Origin of the sequence: Vibrio sp. 10N.261.51.F12, from assembly GCF_041471725.1 — a bacterium.
In the GTDB taxonomy this organism is placed as follows: Bacteria; Pseudomonadota; Gammaproteobacteria; order Enterobacterales; family Vibrionaceae; genus Vibrio.
The window spans coordinates 68,192-87,190 of the sequence record NZ_JBFROV010000009.1 but is presented as its reverse complement, the minus strand read 5'-3'; the positions used below and the strand labels follow the sequence as shown (position 1 = coordinate 87,190).

The following is an 18,999-nucleotide window of genomic DNA, read 5'->3' as shown; positions in this document are numbered from 1 at the left end:
CTAGTAAAAAGGGTTATCTCTTTCTTGTAAAAAGGTTTTATGGCTGGAATCATCCCCCGCAACTTCATTGACGACCTGCTTGCTCGACTCGATATTGTCGACATCGTTGATGCACGTGTAAAACTAAAAAAACAAGGTAAGAACTACGGCGCATGCTGCCCCTTCCACAATGAAAAGACGCCCTCATTTAGTGTCAGCCAAGACAAGCAGTTCTACCATTGCTTTGGTTGCGGTGTACACGGAAACGCGATTGATTTCCTAATGGAATACGATCGTCTTGAGTTCGTAGAAGCAATAGAAGAACTTGCCTCATCTCTAGGATTAGAGGTCCCAAGAGAGCAAACCAACGGCAAAAGCGGCTTTACCAAAGGGCCTACGGCCAACAGCGAACAAAAAAGATCCTTGTATGATCTCATGACCGCTATCGGGCAATACTACAAAGATCAACTCAAGGTATCGAGCAACAAAATTGCGATTGAATACCTTAAAGGTCGTGGACTCTCTGGTGAAATCGTTCAAAAGTTTGGCATCGGGTACGTACCTGATGAATGGGACAACGTAAGAAAGAATTTTGGCCAACAAAAAGCCACTCAGGATATGCTTGTATCCGGTGGCATGCTGATAGAAAACGACAAAGGCAATCGATACGACCGTTTTCGTGGTCGCATCATGTTCCCTATCAGGGACAAACGTGGTCGTGTAATTGGATTTGGTGGTCGTGTACTTGGTAACGATACGCCCAAGTATCTCAATTCTCCCGAAACACCGATATTCCATAAAGGCAAAGAGCTGTATGGTTTGTATGAAGTCCTGCAAGCTTACCGTGAGCCACCACATATTCTCGTGGTTGAAGGCTATATGGATGTGGTTGCGCTAGCTCAATATAACGTTGATTACTCAGTAGCCTCGCTCGGAACATCGACAACAGGCGATCACCTGCAGGTGTTATTTCGTCAAACTAACACCGTGGTGTGTTGTTATGATGGTGATAGAGCCGGTAGAGACGCGGCCTGGCGAGCGCTTGAGAATGCCTTGCCACACCTAAAATCTGGCAACACCTTGAAGTTTCTATTTTTGCCAGATGGTGAAGACCCTGATAGCTATGTACGTAAGTACGGAAAAGAAGCACTAGAGCAACAAATTGAAAACGCGACACCATTGTCTTCTTATTTATTCGATAACCTTATTGAGCTAAACAAGCTCAATCTAGGGTCGAATGAAGGAAAATCAGCCTTACGCGCCCTTTCGAGCGAATTGATCAATAAAATTCCTGATATTTACTTTCAGGAGTTATTAGAAAAGCGCTTAGATGAACGAACAGGCTTTGATAATCAACTCAGGCGCGCTCGCAAAACCAACGTAGAAACACGACCACAACCGCAAAAAGTGATCAAACGAACACCAATGCGTGATGTAATCGCTCTACTTTTGCAAAATCCGAGCTATGCTCAAATGGTACCGGATCTCTCAACAGTGAGAGATTTATCACTTCCTGGGTTAATTTTATTGGGCGAAGTGGTTGATAAGTGTCAAGCACACCCCCATATGACTACAGGTCAACTGCTTGAACATTGGCGTAATACTAAGAATGAGGCGCTTCTGTCTCGTCTCGCAAGCTGGGATCTCCAGGTTGACGATGACAATCAAGAAGATGTATTTATTGACTCATTGGACCGAATTTTAGCCCAATGCGTGGAACAACAAATCGAAAACCTGCAAGCTAAAGAAAGAAGCGTCGGCTTATCAGTCGATGAAAAACGGGAGCTACTGGCCTTGATGCTAGATTTAAAAGCGTAACCCTATTTGTTTAGTCAGCAATAAATAAATTTGTTACTATTAACGGTTTGCATTTCGCATACTAAACCCTTCACTAGATCTAAGTTGGATATCGTCTATGGAGCAAAATCCGCAGTCACAGCTAAAACTGCTTGTCATCAAGGGCAAGGAACAAGGCTATCTGACCTACGCAGAAGTAAATGACCACCTACCTGAAGAGATTGTTGATTCTGAGCAGGTAGAAGATATTATTCAGATGATTAATGACATGGGTATTAAGGTGGTAGAAACTGCCCCTGATGCCGATGACCTTGCACTGAGTGATGAACAGTCTATCACCGATGAAGATGCTGCCGAAGCGGCTGCTGCCGCGCTTTCAAGCGTAGAAAGTGAAATTGGCCGTACCACCGATCCTGTCCGCATGTACATGCGTGAGATGGGCACTGTTGAGTTGTTGACTCGCGAAGGCGAAATCGATATTGCTAAGCGTATCGAAGATGGTATCAACCAGGTACAAGCCTCTGTTGCTGAGTACCCAGGTACTATTCCTTATATTCTTGAGCAGTTTGATAAAGTTCAAGCCGAAGAGTTGCGCCTGACCGATGTCATTCAAGGCTTCGTTGATCCTGATGACGATGGTACAACCGCGCCAACCGCCACACACATCGGTTCAGAACTTGCTGAAACTGATCTTGCTGACGAAGATAAAGAAGGCGAAGACAACTCTGACGAGGACGATGAGGAAGAAGAAGATCAAGGTATTGACCCAGAACTTGCTTTAGAGAAGTTCACGGCTCTGCGTAACACTTACCAAGACCTTCAGCTTGTTATCAACGAATTCGGATACGACAGCCCACAAGTGGCTAAGTCTCACGGCCTTGTACAAGAAGTCTTCAAAGAATTCCGTTTAACACCAAAACAATTTGATCACCTCGTAAGAGAGCTACGCACCTCAATGGATCGCGTAAGAACTCAAGAGCGTTTGATCATGCGTCAGGCTGTTGAATACGGAAAAATGCCGAAAAAATCATTCATTGCCCTCTTTACTGGCAATGAATCAAATGACGCATGGCTTGACGAAGTACTCAGCTCTGATAAGCCGTACGCTGAAAAAGTTCGTCGCTACGAAAATGACATTCGTCGTTCTATCCAAAAACTGGATATTATCGAAGAAGAAACGTCACTTTCAGTACAAAATATCAAAGACATCAGCCGTCGTATGTCTATCGGTGAAGCGAAAGCTCGTCGTGCTAAGAAAGAGATGGTTGAAGCGAACTTACGTCTGGTAATCTCGATTGCTAAAAAGTACACCAACCGTGGCCTACAATTCTTGGATCTAATCCAAGAAGGTAACATCGGTTTGATGAAAGCCGTTGATAAGTTTGAATACCGTCGTGGTTATAAGTTCTCGACTTACGCTACATGGTGGATTCGTCAGGCAATCACACGTTCAATCGCGGACCAAGCACGTACCATTCGTATTCCGGTACACATGATCGAAACGATCAACAAGCTGAACCGTATTTCTCGTCAAATGCTTCAAGAAATGGGTCGTGAGCCTCTTCCTGAAGAGTTGGCAGAGCGTATGCAAATGCCTGAAGACAAGATCCGTAAGGTTCTTAAGATTGCCAAAGAGCCAATCTCAATGGAGACACCAATTGGTGACGACGAAGATTCGCATCTAGGTGACTTTATCGAAGATACGACTCTCGAGCTGCCTCTAGACTCCGCGACAATGACGAGCCTACGAGTTGCAACGAAAGATGTTCTAGCGGGTCTGACTCCTCGTGAGGCGAAAGTACTTCGTATGCGTTTTGGTATTGATATGAACACTGACCACACTCTTGAAGAGGTGGGCAAACAGTTCGACGTAACACGTGAACGTATTCGTCAAATCGAAGCGAAAGCACTGCGTAAACTTCGTCACCCTAGCCGCTCAGAGACTCTGCGCAGCTTCCTAGACGAGTAACAACCGCATAAATCAGACAAAAGGTGAGCACTAGCTCACCTTTTTTGTGTCTATTGGTTTAAGTGATTAAAAAGCAAGCGCAATTAGCCCTGCTTACGTCTAGACAGCTTGCCTACCATCCCCTATAATCTCTTCCCTATAAGGCCCCTTAGCTCAGTGGTTAGAGCACTCGACTCATAATCGATTGGTCCGCAGTTCAAGTCTGCGAGGGGCCACCAAATACAGAAAGGCCTGAGAGCATTATTGCTTCTCAGGCCTTTTGCTTTTCTGCTCTTCTATAGCAAAAAATCTAAGCTCACCCTCTTCTACCTCAAATGATTTATCTCATCATTAGACGCATTGAGTTTTCTCTTTGCTCTAGCACAATACCATTCAAGAAGTATCGACATTCAAGCGAAATATAAATGACTGACGACTCTTCTATGACCCACCGAAGTTAAGTCATCATCCTTGTGGAAACAAAGATGACTCAAAGCGAGCAACTCACTTGAAATACAAACCAAGTGCTAAGAACCAATTCACTACGCGCTGGTGAAGATCCCCTTTTTCAAGGGGATGACGGTTATTTTGATTGGTGGGAGCAGTCACATGCCAAAGTCTATTCTGCGCTGACGAAAACCAAGTACTAGGAAGCTGTTCACGACGCGCTGATGAAGCTCCCCCCCTTTTCCAAGGGGTGACGGTTAGTCTTTATTTGTGGGAGCAGTTACAGTCCAAACTTCATTCTGCGCTAGCGAAGACAGAGCTGACACGTTTTTGAACCGTTCAAATTTGTAAATAACGAGCTGCCGAAATAAAACTGTAGGAACGTAACTGTCCATCAACAAGTACTTTTTCTACTTGTTACTCACTTTCGATTGGCCTGATGATATAGTACGGGCTCTGATGAATCACGAGGGAGAACATAATATGGATAAATTTCTAGAGTTACTGGCTACAAAGCCTAATGAAGTCATGTTTGAGCAAACGATGCAAGTTATTGACGAGCATTTTAAGTTTAACCCAGTCCGCTTCGTAAACGGAGAAACCGAAAATCAAGCAGGACAAAATAATGGGTCTTGTAAGATTTTTGCTTTTGCTCAGGCTCAAGGGTTAGATGAATCATCAACGCTCGCTTGTTTTGGTCAATTCTATCGTGACGACGTTTTAAAACACCCTAATGGTAGCGATCATGCCAACATTCGTAACTTCATTCAGCACGGTTGGGTAGGCATTCATTTTGATGGAGTCGCATTAACAGCAAAGTAAGTCTTCTGACAGACTTAATGTTAAAAACACTTGCTAGTACAAACCAGCTGCTAAAAATTCGTCTTCAATATTAGGCTCTCAAACACGCTGATGAAGATCCCCTTTTTCAAGGGGATGACGGTTATTTTTTTGAGAGCAATAACATGCCAGAACCTATTCTGTCCTGAAAAAGATCATACGCTGACGCACCTTTGGACAGAGACTTTGTTGTAAACTACCGAAGCCGGAAAGACTTCGAGTGCTCTCCTTTATTCCAAACGCCCTACCTATTAGCTCATTTACTCGTGACCATGACATCCTCTCACCACGGTAAAGCAATGCTTAACCATTCTATTAAGATGACCAACACTTAGCTCGAAATTAGGCAGCCCCCACAGCGCCTTTTTACCCCTGACATGCCATCCTGCTTCCTGACGCCTCTTTTTGTACGATACGAAACAAGTGATATTATTGGTGTCATGACAAGGCAATAGAGGGATGAAAATTGCAAATTGCAGCCTCGAAACCAGGAGTAAATAACCAGTTTGCGACCACAATCACAACAAATTGCCATTACTAATTATCAAGTTAAATTAACGTGTCAATTCTCAACGTGACAACCATCACCATTTTCAACAAACACCACGAAGCACTGAATAAAAAAGAACAAAGCCGTAGTGAACACTAACAAACAAGAATATAAAATTATTGAATGTGATTGATATCACCCTATCTCATCGCTCAAAAAACCAGCAAAAGGCTGTGGTTTTAACGTTTTTGACAACACTAGGCCCAAAATGGACGTTTTTGACGGAGAGCGTAATTGATAAATCTTTCTTTAAGGTGTTTTCTAGTAGTGCCTAAGGCTTACAGGCCACTCTTCAGGACACAAACACAAGAGGTAGGCTTTAGCAAAACGTGAGGGTAAATCTCCAATGTTTACCCAGTGAAACAAAAGCAAATAGTAAGGAATAGCTATGCTTGCGCATATTAAAAAAACAGCACTCGCGACAGCAATGATTGCCACAGCGGTAACCGGATTCAGCTCTGTAGCAGCGGCGGCAGAGCGCAATGAACTGACGGTTCACCCGAAAGAGTTCAATACCTTTGTTCGTAACTTCAACCCATATTTGGGTGCAACAAACCTACATACTACCACCGACTTTATTTATGAGCCTTTAGTTGTCTTCAATGAAATGCACGGCAATAAACCGGTATTCCGTCTTGCAGAAGGCTTTGAAATGTCAGATGACCTAATGACGGTCACCTTCGACATTCGTAAAGGCGTGAAGTGGTCTGATGGTGAAAGTTTTGACGCTGACGATGTTCTTTTCTCATTCAATCTTGTTAAGTCAAAACCAGAGCTTGATCAAAGCGGTATTAACTCTTGGGTAGAAAAAGTCGAGAAGCTTAATGACCATCAGGTAAAATTCTATCTCACTGAAGCCAACTCAAACGTCCCTTATGAGATCGTAAAGGTCCCTGTCGTTCCTGAGCATGTTTGGAAAGATATTAAAGACCCAGCTACGTTTACTAATGAAAACCCTGTCGGTTCTGGTCCATTTACTGAGATCGATACCTTTACAGGCCAGCTTTACGTTCAATGTCGCAACGAGAACTACTGGGATGCCGACAACCTAGAAGTGGATTGTTTACGCGTCCCTCAGATTGCTAATAATGACCAGTTCTTAGGTAAGGTCGTCAACTCTGAGATGGATTGGACGTCATCATTTATTCCAGATATTGACCGCACCTACGCTGCGGCAAGCCCTAATCATCACTACTGGTACCCGCCATCAGGTACACAAGCGTTCATGCTTAACTTTAAGAACCCAGATGAAGTTAAAAATGAAGCACTCAACAACGTTGATTTCCGTCGTGCATTCTCAATGGCGCTTGATCGCCAAACCATCATTGATATTGCATTTTACGGTGGTGGCACGGTGAACGACTTCGCATCGGGCTTGGGCTATGCCTTTACCGCTTGGTCTGATGAAGCGACACATAATAAGTTTAAGGGTTATAACTCTTATGACGTTGAGGGTGCAAAAGCACTGCTTTCAAAAGCGGGCTTTAAAGATGTCAATAATGATGGCTTTGTTGATACGCCAGAAGGTAAGTCTTTTGAGCTGTTGATTCAATCGCCAAATGGTTGGACTGATTTCAACAACACGGTACAACTTGCTGTTGAGCAACTTGCTGAGGTTGGTATCAAAGCGAAAGCTCGTACCCCTGACTTCTCCGTCTACAACCAATCAATGCTTGAGGGTTCATACGACGTCGCATACACCAACTATTTCCATGGTGCCGACCCTTACACATATTGGAACAGCGCGTACAACTCAACACTGCAACACGGTGATGGTATGCCACGTTTTGCGATGCATTTTTACCAAAACTCAGACCTAGATTCATTGCTAAGCAGCTTCTATAAAACGGCTGATAAAGATGAGCAAATGAAGATCGCTCACGGTATTCAAAAAATCATCGCTCAGGATCAAGTAACAGTACCCGTCATGTCTGGCGCCTACATGTTCCAATATAACACCACTCGCTACACAGGTTGGTGGAATGAGCAAAACCCTCAAGGCCGTCCAAATATCTGGGCTGGTATCCCTGAGCGCTTGCTACACGTACTGGACCTAAAGCCAGTTAAATAAATCATCAGTAAATAGAGCGGTACTTCCGTACCGCTTTCATCCCCTTTTTATATTCAATTGAATGTGTGGCGTTTGTCGTCAGGGGATAGCTCGTCTCAATGTTATGGACGGCAATACCGGCAAGTAAGATGCTGGGTAAACAAGGTGTAAGTTATGGGTTATTTTTTAAGACGATTGTCCTTTTATTGTATGGCGCTTTTAGTTGCGGCCACTATCAACTTTATTATTCCACGCGCAATGCCTGGCGACCCCGTCACCATGATGTTCGCGCATACTACGGTACAAATTACCCCAGAGCGAATTGCTGCAATGAAAGAGTTGCTCGGCTTCGTAGATGGTAATTACTTTGTTCAGTATCTCGCTTACATGAAAAACATTCTGAGCTGGGAGCTTGGTACCTCAGTGCAGTTTTTCCCCTTATCAGTAAACAGCTTACTTGGCAGTGCATTTGGCTGGTCTCTGTTTCTTGCTGGTTGTGCTGTCGTTCTGTCTTTCTCTGTAGGATCGGTACTGGGTATCTTCGCAGCTTGGAAACGAGGCAGTCGCTTTGACACCTTTATCACCCCTGGAATGCTGATTATTCAAGCAATTCCACAGGTCGTTATCGCGATGTTAGCACTGTTCATTTTTGCTATCGGCCTTAAGTGGTTTCCCACCGGTTATGCCTATACCGCCGGTACCACACCCGACTGGACCAGCTGGGCATTCATTAAAGACGTGCTGTATCACGCCGTTCTGCCCCTTATCTGTGCAACGATCATTCAAATTGGTGGCTTCCTCGTCAACATGCGTAACAACATGATTAACCTGCTCAACGAAGACTACATCACGATGGCCAAAGGCAAAGGCTTAAGCGAAAACCGTGTCGTTTTCAACTATGCGGCTCGAAACGCCATGCTGCCAAGTGTCACCGCACTTTCTATGTCTCTAGGCATGGCGCTTGGTGGACAACTCATCATCGAGATCATCTTTAACTACCCCGGTTTAGGCAGTGTCATGCTTAACGCGATTCATGCTCGTGATTATCAAGTCCTACAGGGCCAACTGCTTATCATGACGCTCTTTATGCTGTTCTTTAACTTAGTCGCTGACATGTTGTATGTCGTGCTTGACCCCCGCCTACGCAAAGGAGGCAAATAATTATGAAAGGATTCCTTTCTCTCGTATGGCGAAATACCACCGCTCGTATTGGACTCATTATTGTTGGTTTATTCATATTCATGGCAATCGCAGCGCCATTAATTACTAAGCATGCACCAGATAAACGCACCGGAAACCCTCATGAATACCCTGGATTTGTTGTCAAAATGGCACAAGAAAATCCGGATGGATGGGTCGCTGAAAATCTGGCTGACAATCGCCGAGCACTGCTTATGTCAAAAAAAGCCGACCACACATTGGGCACGACACGTATGGGACGTGATGTCTGGTCACAGGTCGTTTATGGCGCTCGTGTGTCTTTAATGGTGGGTTTCGGTGCTGGATTAACCGTATGCATTTTGGCAACCGTTATCGGTATTTCAGCCGGTTATTTTGGTGGAAAAGTCGACGATGTACTAACAGCTGCCATGAATATCATGCTGGTTATTCCTCAGTACCCTTTATTATTTGTGGTCGCCGCCTTTATCGGCGAAGCCGGACCATTAACCATTTCTCTGGTGATAGGCTTTATGTCCTGGGCTTGGGGGGCAAGGGTTATTCGCTCACAAACACTTTCACTACGCGAAAAAGAGTTTGTAAAAGCAGCGGAAGTCCTTGGGGAATCAAGACTGCGTATTATTTTTGTTGAGCTACTCCCGAATCTAATCTCGATTGTTGGCGCGAGCTTCATCGGTTCCGTCATGTATGCGATCTCAATGGAAGCCATCATCTCTTTCTTAGGGATGGGCGATCCGAATACTGTCAGCTGGGGCATCATGCTCTACAACGTTCAAACCTCATCGGCGATGTTGATTGGCGCGTGGTGGGAAATGCTCGCACCTTGTTTTGCTCTGATACTCCTCGTGACTGGTTTAGCGCTGCTTAACTTTGCTGTTGATGAGATTGCCAACCCGCAACTTCGTTCTCACAAAGGTATGAAGCGTTGGAAAAAACTCGCTAAGCAAGACAAAGATACTCGTGAACCTGAACTTCCACCACAGAATGCACTTTGGAGCGGAGACCGTTAATGATGCCTAATCCACTAATTTCAATCCGCAACCTTTGCGTCGATTACATTACCGATGCCGGTGATGTACGAGCTTGTAATAACGTCAGTTTCGATATCGCACCGGGTGAGGTCTTTGGCCTTGCTGGGGAGTCAGGCTGTGGCAAGTCAACCGTTGCATTCTCACTCATGCGCTTACACAAGCCGCCCGCTTATATCAGCTCAGGGCAGGTTATTTTCAACGGTGAAGATATCTTGCAGTACAGTGATGAGCGCATGCAGACTTTTCGTTGGAGCGAGATGTCGATGGTATTTCAAAGCGCCATGAATGCGCTAAATCCAGTACTCACCATCGAAGAGCAATTTTGCGATGTCATCATGCGCCATACCAACATGACACGCCAGCAAGCGAAGAAACGTGCTGAAGGGCTGCTTGAGATCGTCGATATTCATCCAAGTCGACTGAATGATTACCCCCACCAGTTTTCTGGCGGCATGCGTCAGCGTCTTGTTATTGCCATCGCGCTCGCGCTCAATCCAAAAATGATCATTATGGATGAGCCTACAACAGCGTTAGATGTGGTCGTGCAGCGCGAGATCTTACAGAAGATATACGCCCTGAAAGAAGAGTTTGGCTTTTCTATCTTATTCATCACCCATGATATCTCATTGATGGTGGAGTTCTCCGACCGTATCGGGATCATGTATTCCGGTGAACTGATCGAGATAGCACCCTCAAAGCAAATATTAGAATCACCTTACCATCCTTATACCAAAGGGCTGGGAAGTTCATTTCCTCCATTGACGGGACCTAAGACAAAGCTAACTGGTATTCCTGGTAATCCACTTAACCTGCTGGAAATCCCACAAGGTTGCCGCTTCCAAGCTCGCTGTGAACGCGTGCATGAGGCCTGTACCAAGATACCTACTCAGCTGCGTCAGATAGAAGCGAATCGCTTCTCAAACTGTCATTTATACGGCGAACATATCGCGGTCACTGAAGCGTTGTCATAGACAGCCACCAGTAAAAAATAAGCCACAATACCATTTCTGGAGATGAATATGAGCAACTATGGTGAACTGCTAATTGAAGGCAACAACGTCGTAAAAGACTTTCCAATTAACAGCAATACACTGTCTCAACCAATGATGCGTGCCATTAATGACGTGTCATTCAAGATGTATAAGAGTCGTGGTCTGGCCGTTGTTGGCGAGTCGGGTTCAGGTAAGTCAACCACCGCCAAGATGATCGCAAAAATGTATGCACCAAGTGGTGGTGAAATTAAATATCGTGGCCGTGATATACAAGATATTACTAAACGAGCTGAGCTGACTCAGTATCGCCAAGGTGTACAAATGGTGTGGCAAGACCCGTTTGGATCACTCAATCCTACCCACACCATTTTCCACCACATTGCGCGCCCTTTGCTGATCCATAACAAGGTCAACAAGCGCAATAAAAAAGAGCTGGAAGAACGTATCTATGACTTGCTTGAGCAAGTTGGATTGATTCCTGCGAAAGAAACAGCCGCTAAATATCCGCATCAACTTTCTGGTGGGCAACGTCAACGTGTCAACCTCGCAAGAAACATTGCGATTGGTGCCGAAGTCGTCTTAGCCGATGAACCAACATCCATGCTCGATGTTTCTATTCGCGCAGGGGTTTTGAACCTCATGGAAGAGATGAAGTTCGAGAAGCAAATGTCCTTGCTTTACATCACACATGATATTGCCACTGCTCGCTATATCGCAGAGGACATATCCGTGATGTACGTCGGTCATATGGTGGAATGGGGGGATACCGATGAGGTCATCGCTAACCCTCAACACCCTTACACACAACTCTTGGTTTCCGCGGTACCCGATCCCGCTAAATCTATCCACGAAAAGCTAAAAGGCAATAAAGGTGAAATCCCATTATGGACACCTCAATCCATCGGCTGCCCTTTTTCTGGACGTTGTGCGCACGCGACCAAGCGCTGCTCAGAAGCCTTACCAAGCGTCACCAAACTGGCTGAAAACCACTTTGTACGCTGCTACTTATACGAAAACTAATTTATTTATACAAAAGCTAATTACGACAAAAACCAATCATTGGGCCTGCTCATACACGGGGCCTAGTGACACGGCTGGCTGGGACACATCATGCAATTTTTAACAAACCACATTGGTTATCAGGCAACAGGCACTAAATGTGCGGTCCTTATGTCTGAGGATGCGCTCACCGAAATCGGCAGTGCTTTTTTAATCAACGCAACAAGCCACGCCAGGATTTTGGAGATCCCTTTATCAGGAGGTTCTCGCGTTGATAACTGGCATCAGGGGTACTTTTTTGAGATTGATTTTAGCGAGTGTCAGTTACCTGGCGAGTATTATCTCAGCTACCAATCGGCTTACTCACACACCTTTAAAATTGGTGACCACCAGCTTATGGATCGTGCCTTTTCAGACATCATCCATTATTTCAAATCCCAGCGATGCAGTGGCAGTATCTTTGATGACGCAGACCGCGCAGCGAAAGTGGTCAATAGCCACGAACGCATTGATGTTCATGGAGGATGGTATGACGCCTCAGGTGATGTAAGTAAGTACTTAAGTCATTTGTCCTACGCCAATTATCTCAATCCTCAACAAACCCCAATGGTGGTGTGGAATCTGCTTAAAGCCGAAGAGGTCTTACGCGACAGCTTGGCGCACTCTTTTGTTCAAACAAGAGTGCATGAAGAAGCGCGTTTTGGGGCTGAATTTTTGCTTCGCATGCAGCACCCCGATGGTTACTTCTACATGACGGTGTTTGATAAATGGAGTAAAGACACAGAGCAACGCGAAATCTGCGCCTATGAGACACAGCTTGGGCACAAAAAGTCGGACTATCAGGCTGGCTTTCGCCAAGGTGGTGGGATGTCGATTGCTGCATTAGCGAAAGCGAGTCTCATCGCCAACGTGGCACCAGACAAGGCCCAACAATTTTTAGCCGCGGCCGAAGCGGGTTATGCCCACCTCAAACAATACAATACACACTACCTCGATGATGGCATCGAAAACATCATCGACGAGTACTGCGCGCTATTAGCCAGCGTTGAACTGTATCGCTCAACCAACCAAAAACAGTATCTAACGGAAGCAAGGTCTTGGGCAGAGGCGCTCGCAAAGCGCGCCGCACACGATGAGCAGTATGCATTCTACTGGTCAAGCAATACGGACGGTTCTCGTCCTTATTATCATGCCGCAGAAGCTGGGTTACCGGTTATCGCACTTAATGAGTATGTACTAATAGAAGATGATGCCTCTCGAGCCAAGCGATTTACTCAGCTCATACAAGAAGCGTGTCAATTCGAACTTACCATCACTCAAGAGGTGTTTAACCCATTTGGCTACCCTCGCCAATACACAAAACCAATCGATGGTGTAAAACGCAGCGCTTTCTTTATTCCTCACAACAACGAATCTGGATATTGGTGGCAAGGGGAAAACGCCCGTCTTGCGTCTTTAGCTACGATGGCGCTTACCGTGCAATCTCAACTCGATAATTCAGCGTTAAAAGAAGAGCTTGAAAACTACGCCGCTAACGCCATGAACTGGATTCTAGGCGCTAACCCTTACGACATGTGCATGTTAGACGGGCATGGCCACAATAACCCTGAGTATTTGGCTAACCTCGGCTTTTTTAATGCTCATGGCGGCATTTGTAACGGCATCACCGCTGGATTCGATAATGAAGGCGACATTGCCTTTAATCCGCCAAATCAAAAAGATGACATGCTACAAAACTGGCGCTGGGGAGAACAGTGGATCCCACACGCGGCTTGGTTCCTGTTGGCTGCGGCGCTCACTCATCAGCACTACCACCTCAAGGAGCGTTCCCATGCCTAAATTTATCGCTGGTATCGACGGCGGTGGTACATCGTGTCGAGCACGAATCCTAACCGAACAGGGTGAACGCATTGGCGAAGGAAAAAGTGGTAGTGCCAATATTATGCTAGGGGCGGATGTGGCGATGTCTGCGGTCATAAAAGCCGTTACAGCCGCTCTCGTTCAAGGCGGCTTAAATCGCGATGCGCTGTCTCAGGTTCATGTTGGTTTAGCGCTCGCGGGGGCAGAACATAAAGCGGCATATCAAGCCTTTATGAGCACTGAACACCCCTTTGCCAGCCTGACACTTAATACTGATGCATACGGAGCGTGCTTAGGTGCACACCGTGGTCAAGATGGCGCGATCATGATTGCAGGCACAGGATCATGTGGAATATTGCTAAAGGACGGCCAGCAGTTTGTTGTGGGTGGTAGAGAGTTTCCAATCTCAGATCAGGGTGGCGGTGCCATCATGGGGCTTCGCCTTATACAAGAGGTGTTGCTAATTCAAGATGGTATCAAGCCACCGTCTCCACTGGCCGATCTGGTTATGAGTCATTTTGATCACGATGTCGATCGCATTGTGGAATGGTCCAAAACGGCATTGCCTTGTGATTATGGGCAATTTTCACCCGCTATTTTCGACTATGCATTGCTCAACGAGGAGCTAGGAAAATCGTTACTTCAACACACCGCTGACGATATTGAGATGTACCTGTCAGCATTGAATCAACAAGGTGCACAGCGTATCTGTTTAATGGGCAGCATCGCACAACGCATCCATGATTGGTTATCACCAAAGGCGCAGTGCTGGATAGTCGAACCGCAAGGTGACGCGATGGATGGGGCACTGATGATGGCGGGTCAACGCCAGCACAATCTATATTAAATGGGGATGACTATGGATTTTCGCGTCGATATCGCAGTACTAGAGAGCCACACGAAAGGCAGTCGCTTTGGCTTAACCCTGCACAATCTTTCTGAAAAAAGCTACGCACATTGGCGTCTAAGTTTCACCTTTGATCGCTACATTGATCCAAGTAGCATCTCAGGTGGGCAGATCACACAAGTAGGCAGTTTTTGTACACTCGATATAATAGAATCAGTGTTGTATTCCAATCATCATGTCTATGTTGAGTTTTCAATTTTAACCGCCCCTTTCCGGTTTCTTTCTGATGGTATTAAAGAAGCGTATCTAGATACTGACTCACTATCTCGAGCAGGCGTTAGCGTATCGCCAATCGTACTGAAAGACCCACATCACCACCACACCCTAACACCTGATGTTAACTCACATACACACCAATTGATCCCTGAGCCAATGAGTTTCACACAGTCTGATGGCGTGTTTGAGCTCACTCGGTATAGTCAGATCACCTGTGATCACCCTGAGAGTAAAGGCGCTGCCGAATGGCTACAACAAGAAGTTGAACGCTTATTTTCTATTACGCCTAAGTCCATTGGACAACAAGGCATTCACTTCAAACGCAGCCCTGTGCTATCAAAAGAAGAATACAAACTCAATATCGATAGCTCAGGTATCACTATTGAAGCCACATCTGACGCTGGTTTTATCTATGCGGCTAGCACACTAATCCAGCTTTTTCATTTTGACGAAGCAAGACAAACATTAACGGTGCCGTTTGTTTCCATACAAGACAAACCTCGTTTTTCTTACCGTGGTGTCATGCTTGATAGCGCGCGTCACTTCCAGCCTGTTGATGAAATAAAACGCTTTATTAATCTATTGGCACACTACAAGTTCAACACATTCCACTGGCACCTTACCGACGATGAAGGATGGCGAATAGAAATAAAAGCACTGCCAGCTCTGACCGATATCGGCGCATGGCGCGGACCAGAAGAAGTGTTAGAACCACAATTTCATCATATTTCGAACAAATATGGCGGTTTTTACTCACAACAAGAAATCAAAGATATCGTCGCGTTCGCTGCCGTTCGTGGCATTCAAGTGATACCCGAAATTGATATCCCTGGTCACTGCCGAGCAGCCATTAAGTCTCTGCCTGAGATGCTCGTTGATCACGATGATCGCTCTACCTACCGTAGCGTCCAGCACTATACCGATAACACCTTATCCCCTGGTATTGTAGGAACGTATCAATTTCTAGATACCGTATTGGAAGAAGTCTCACAGCTATTTCCAGCACCTTACCTGCATATCGGCGCTGATGAAGTGCCAATTGGTTCTTGGGCAAGCAGCCCAAGCTGTCAAAAGCTCATGCAAACCCACGACTATAACAGCACTAAAGAACTGCAAGGGCACCTTCTCAGATACGCAGAGGACAAACTTCGCTCACTCGGTAAACGAATGCTGGGTTGGGAAGAAGCCCATTTTGGTAACAAAGTCAGTAAAGATACCGTTATTTACTCGTGGTTAAGTGAAGAGGCCGCCATCAATTGCGCAAAAATGGGTTACGACGTTGTGCTTCAACCCGCTCAAACCACCTATCTCGATATGGCTCAAGAGCTCACCAGCGATGAACCCGGTGTCGATTGGGCATCGGTCATTTCACTCGAGCAAGCTTACCAGTATGAACCACTGTCGGACATTGCCCATGATGACCCCATTAATAAACGCATATTAGGTATCCAAGCCGCGCTGTGGACAGAGCTCATTGCCCATCAAGATCGCCTGGACTATATGGTTTTTCCACGCTTACTCGCCCTGTCCGAAACCGCTTGGAGTCATAACCTAAATAAAAATTACTCACACTTTTTAGCAAGACTAAAACCGCACTTAACCTTGCTGGACAGGCAACGCATTCAATACAGGCCTCCTTGGTCAGAATAGGCTGACTTGATAACAAGAATGGTGATCATACCGAGACTAACGACCAGGATCACGGCTAGAAAATTAAGATTAGATTTCATAAGGATATACTCATGCAATACGGCTATTTCGATAACGACAATCGTGAATATGTAATCACTCGTCCCGACGTTCCAGCGCCATGGACTAATTATCTCGGCACAGAGAAGTTCTGTACCGTTATCTCACACAATGCAGGCGGCTATTCATTTTACAATTCGCCAGAATACAACCGCGTCACTAAGTTCAGACCGAATGCAACATTTGATAGACCAGGTCACTACGTCTACCTTAGAGATGATGAAACAGGTGATTACTGGTCTATCTCTTGGCAACCTGTCGCGAAGAGCCTAGAGGAAGCGCAATATGAAGTGCGTCATGGCTTGTCTTATTCAAAATTCAAGTGTGATTACAACGGAATTGAGGCGAGTAAAACATTATTCATCCCTAAAGGTGAAGATGCCGAAATCTGGGATGTGGTATTACGTAATAACAGTAATAAGCCGCGCACCATTAGTACTTTTTCATTTGTCGAGTTCTCTTTTAGCCACATTGCATCGGACAATCAAAACCATCAAATGTCGCTGTATTCCGCAGGTACTCATTACCAGGAGGGCGTGATTGAATACGACCTGTTCTACAACACCAATGAAAAAGAAGGCTTTTATTACCTAGCCTCAACGTTTGAACCTGACAGCTATGACGGCCAACGAGACAGTTTCCTAGGCCTCTACCGAGATGAATCAAACCCCATCGCGGTAGAGCGTGGTCAATGCTCTAATCACACACAAACCTGTTACAACCATTGTGGTTCTCTGCATAAGCAATTCACGATTCAACCGGGCCAAGAGGTGCGTTTTGCTTATGTCTTGGGTATCGGCAAGGGCAACGGTGCACGGCTGAGAGAGAAGTATCAAGATCTTAGCGAGGTTGATAAAGCCTTTGCGGCTATTCGGACGCACTGGGATGAACGCTGCGCAAAATTCCAAGTTAAATCGCCTAACCAAGGACTTGATACCATGCTCAATGCATGGACACTCTACCAGGCCGAAACGTGTGTAGTCTGGTCTCGGTTTGCCTCCTTTATCGAGGTCGGTGGGCGCACAGGACTGGGCTATCGAGATACCGCTCAAGACGCATTGGCGGTGCCGCACTCTAACCCTGAAATGACGAAAAAACGCATCATCGACTTGCTGCGTGGTCAGGTTAAAGCTGGCTACGGCCTCCACTTATTTGACCCCGATTGGTTTGATCCCGAGAAAGCCGACGTCGAACCATCTAAATCGCCAACCGTGGTTCCAACGCCGAGTGACGAAGATAAGATCCACGGCATTGCTGATACCTGTTCTGATGATCATTTATGGTTGATCCCAACCATTTGCCGCTATGTGATGGAAACCGGAGAGACTGAGTTCTTTGACGAACTCATCCCTTATGCTGACGGCGGTAATGCCACTGTGTATGAACACATGAAAGCAGCATTGGATTTTACCGATAAACATGTCGGTGCGACGGGTATCGCAAAAGGCTTAAGAGCGGATTGGAATGACTGTCTTAATCTTGGCGGTGGCGAATCTTCCATGGTCGCCTTCCTTCACTACTGGGCGTTGCAGGAGTTTGTCGACCTTGCCAAGCACTTAAACAAATCTGAAGACGCTCTCTGTTATGAACAGATGGCAAAAAAAGTACAAGACGCCTGTGAGACTCATCTTTGGGATGATGACGGTGGTTGGTATATCCGAGGTATCACTAAAACCGGCGATAAAGTCGGTACCAACCAACAGGCTGAAGGAAAGGTGCATCTTGAATCCAACACATGGGCGGTGATCTCTGGCGCAGTGACGGAAGAGCGAGGCAAGAAAGCCATGAACGCCGTTGATGAGTACCTGTATTCAGATTATGGCTTACATCTCAATGCACCGTCATTTGCAACGCCTAATGATGATATCGGCTTTGTGACTCGTGTTTATCAAGGCGTAAAAGAAAATGGGGCGATCTTTTCTCATCCCAACCCATGGGCTTGGGTCGCTGAGGCAAAATTAGGCCGTGGCGACCAAGCAATGAAGTTCTACGACGCACTCAACCCCTACAACCAAAATGACAACATAGAAACCCGGATCACTGAGCCCTATTCTTATGTGCAATTCGTGATGGGACGTGATCATCAGGATCACGGTCGAGCGAATCACCCTTGGTTAACGGGCACGTCAGGTTGGGCTTACTTTGCCGCGACCAACTATATCCTCGGCGTGAGGTTAAGTTTTGATGGCTTGATTGTTGATCCCTGCATCCCTGTCGACTGGCCTGGTTTTGAGGTCACGCGAGAGTGGCGCGGCGCGACGTATCAAATCAAGGTTGAAAATCCAAATGGTGTCAGCAAAGGCGTGCAGTCCCTCACATTGAATGGCGTCAATACGAGCGGCGCGATTGCTCCTCAACCTGAAGGCTCAGTCAACCTTGTTCATGTCGTACTGGGTTAATTCCACTATCGATTCACCAACATTACGAGCCCGACAGGGCTCGTTAGGAGAAAGCT

At 45.9% G+C, this 18,999-nt stretch carries 12 protein-coding genes and 1 tRNA gene; all 13 read left to right on the top strand.

The genetic code is table 11. From position 1 onward, the window contains the following. Positions 1 to 39 precede the first annotated feature (39 nt). Positions 40 to 1,797 (top strand): DNA primase, encoded by a 1,758-nt coding sequence (gene dnaG / locus AB4405_RS05115; protein ID WP_102469833.1) that lies wholly within the window; start codon positions 40 to 42, stop codon positions 1,795 to 1,797. A 97-nt stretch (positions 1,798 to 1,894) separates the two neighbouring features. Further along, entirely contained in the window at positions 1,895 to 3,745 is a 1,851-nt protein-coding gene (rpoD, locus tag AB4405_RS05110) for an RNA polymerase sigma factor RpoD (RefSeq protein WP_102469832.1), read from the top strand. 142 nt (positions 3,746 to 3,887) lie between these two features. Further along, positions 3,888 to 3,963: transfer RNA gene (locus tag AB4405_RS05105), tRNA-Ile, on the top strand. Between the two features lie 691 nt (positions 3,964 to 4,654). Beyond that, positions 4,655 to 4,993 carry a HopJ type III effector protein gene (locus AB4405_RS05100; protein ID WP_372059891.1) on the top strand — a complete coding sequence of 113 codons (339 nt, stop codon included), beginning with the start codon at positions 4,655 to 4,657 and terminating at the stop codon, positions 4,991 to 4,993. Between the two features lie 956 nt (positions 4,994 to 5,949). Further along, positions 5,950 to 7,632, top strand: a complete 1,683-nt coding sequence (locus tag AB4405_RS05095) for an ABC transporter substrate-binding protein (RefSeq protein WP_372059890.1) — start codon at positions 5,950 to 5,952, stop codon at positions 7,630 to 7,632. A gap of 153 nt (positions 7,633 to 7,785) precedes the next feature. Continuing rightward, a complete protein-coding gene (locus AB4405_RS05090) occupies positions 7,786 to 8,772 on the top strand; it encodes an ABC transporter permease (RefSeq protein WP_372059888.1) in 987 nt (328 codons plus the stop codon). A gap of 2 nt (positions 8,773 to 8,774) precedes the next feature. Further along, the gene (locus AB4405_RS05085; protein ID WP_372059887.1) at positions 8,775 to 9,800 is read left to right on the top strand and encodes an ABC transporter permease; all 1,026 of its coding nucleotides are present in this window, start codon (positions 8,775 to 8,777) and stop codon (positions 9,798 to 9,800) included. A gap of 2 nt (positions 9,801 to 9,802) precedes the next feature. Then, positions 9,803 to 10,792, top strand: a complete 990-nt coding sequence (locus tag AB4405_RS05080; RefSeq protein WP_102469818.1) for an ABC transporter ATP-binding protein — start codon at positions 9,803 to 9,805, stop codon at positions 10,790 to 10,792. 48 nt (positions 10,793 to 10,840) lie between these two features. Then, entirely contained in the window at positions 10,841 to 11,833 is a 993-nt protein-coding gene (locus AB4405_RS05075) for an ABC transporter ATP-binding protein (protein ID WP_102469817.1), read from the top strand. A 90-nt stretch (positions 11,834 to 11,923) separates the two neighbouring features. Further along, positions 11,924 to 13,651, top strand: coding sequence for a glycoside hydrolase family 9 protein (locus AB4405_RS05070; RefSeq protein WP_372059886.1), 1,728 nt, complete (start codon positions 11,924 to 11,926; stop codon positions 13,649 to 13,651). Further along, a complete protein-coding gene (locus tag AB4405_RS05065) occupies positions 13,644 to 14,519 on the top strand; it encodes a BadF/BadG/BcrA/BcrD ATPase family protein (protein WP_372059885.1) in 876 nt (291 codons plus the stop codon). Before AB4405_RS05070 ends, AB4405_RS05065 begins: the two co-directional genes overlap by 8 nt. Before the next feature lie 12 nt (positions 14,520 to 14,531). Continuing rightward, complete coding sequence (locus AB4405_RS05060; protein ID WP_372059884.1) at positions 14,532 to 16,445, top strand: beta-N-acetylhexosaminidase; 1,914 nt, start codon at positions 14,532 to 14,534, stop codon at positions 16,443 to 16,445. Between the two features lie 92 nt (positions 16,446 to 16,537). Next, a complete protein-coding gene (locus AB4405_RS05055) occupies positions 16,538 to 18,943 on the top strand; it encodes a GH36-type glycosyl hydrolase domain-containing protein (protein ID WP_372059883.1) in 2,406 nt (801 codons plus the stop codon). Positions 18,944 to 18,999: the final 56 nt, after the last annotated feature.

What these genes read in the sequence shown, in the direction of transcription:
- dnaG (WP_102469833.1), top strand. Translation starts at nt 40, where the DNA reads ATGGCTGGAATCATCCCCCGCAACTTCATTGACGACCTGCTTGCTCGA.
- rpoD (WP_102469832.1), top strand. Translation starts at nt 1,895, where the DNA reads ATGGAGCAAAATCCGCAGTCACAGCTAAAACTGCTTGTCATCAAGGGC.
- AB4405_RS05100 (WP_372059891.1), top strand. Translation starts at nt 4,655, where the DNA reads ATGGATAAATTTCTAGAGTTACTGGCTACAAAGCCTAATGAAGTCATG.
- AB4405_RS05095 (WP_372059890.1), top strand. Translation starts at nt 5,950, where the DNA reads ATGCTTGCGCATATTAAAAAAACAGCACTCGCGACAGCAATGATTGCC.
- AB4405_RS05090 (WP_372059888.1), top strand. Translation starts at nt 7,786, where the DNA reads ATGGGTTATTTTTTAAGACGATTGTCCTTTTATTGTATGGCGCTTTTA.
- AB4405_RS05085 (WP_372059887.1), top strand. Translation starts at nt 8,775, where the DNA reads ATGAAAGGATTCCTTTCTCTCGTATGGCGAAATACCACCGCTCGTATT.
- AB4405_RS05080 (WP_102469818.1), top strand. Translation starts at nt 9,803, where the DNA reads ATGCCTAATCCACTAATTTCAATCCGCAACCTTTGCGTCGATTACATT.
- AB4405_RS05075 (WP_102469817.1), top strand. Translation starts at nt 10,841, where the DNA reads ATGAGCAACTATGGTGAACTGCTAATTGAAGGCAACAACGTCGTAAAA.
- AB4405_RS05070 (WP_372059886.1), top strand. Translation starts at nt 11,924, where the DNA reads ATGCAATTTTTAACAAACCACATTGGTTATCAGGCAACAGGCACTAAA.
- AB4405_RS05065 (WP_372059885.1), top strand. Translation starts at nt 13,644, where the DNA reads ATGCCTAAATTTATCGCTGGTATCGACGGCGGTGGTACATCGTGTCGA.
- AB4405_RS05060 (WP_372059884.1), top strand. Translation starts at nt 14,532, where the DNA reads ATGGATTTTCGCGTCGATATCGCAGTACTAGAGAGCCACACGAAAGGC.
- AB4405_RS05055 (WP_372059883.1), top strand. Translation starts at nt 16,538, where the DNA reads ATGCAATACGGCTATTTCGATAACGACAATCGTGAATATGTAATCACT.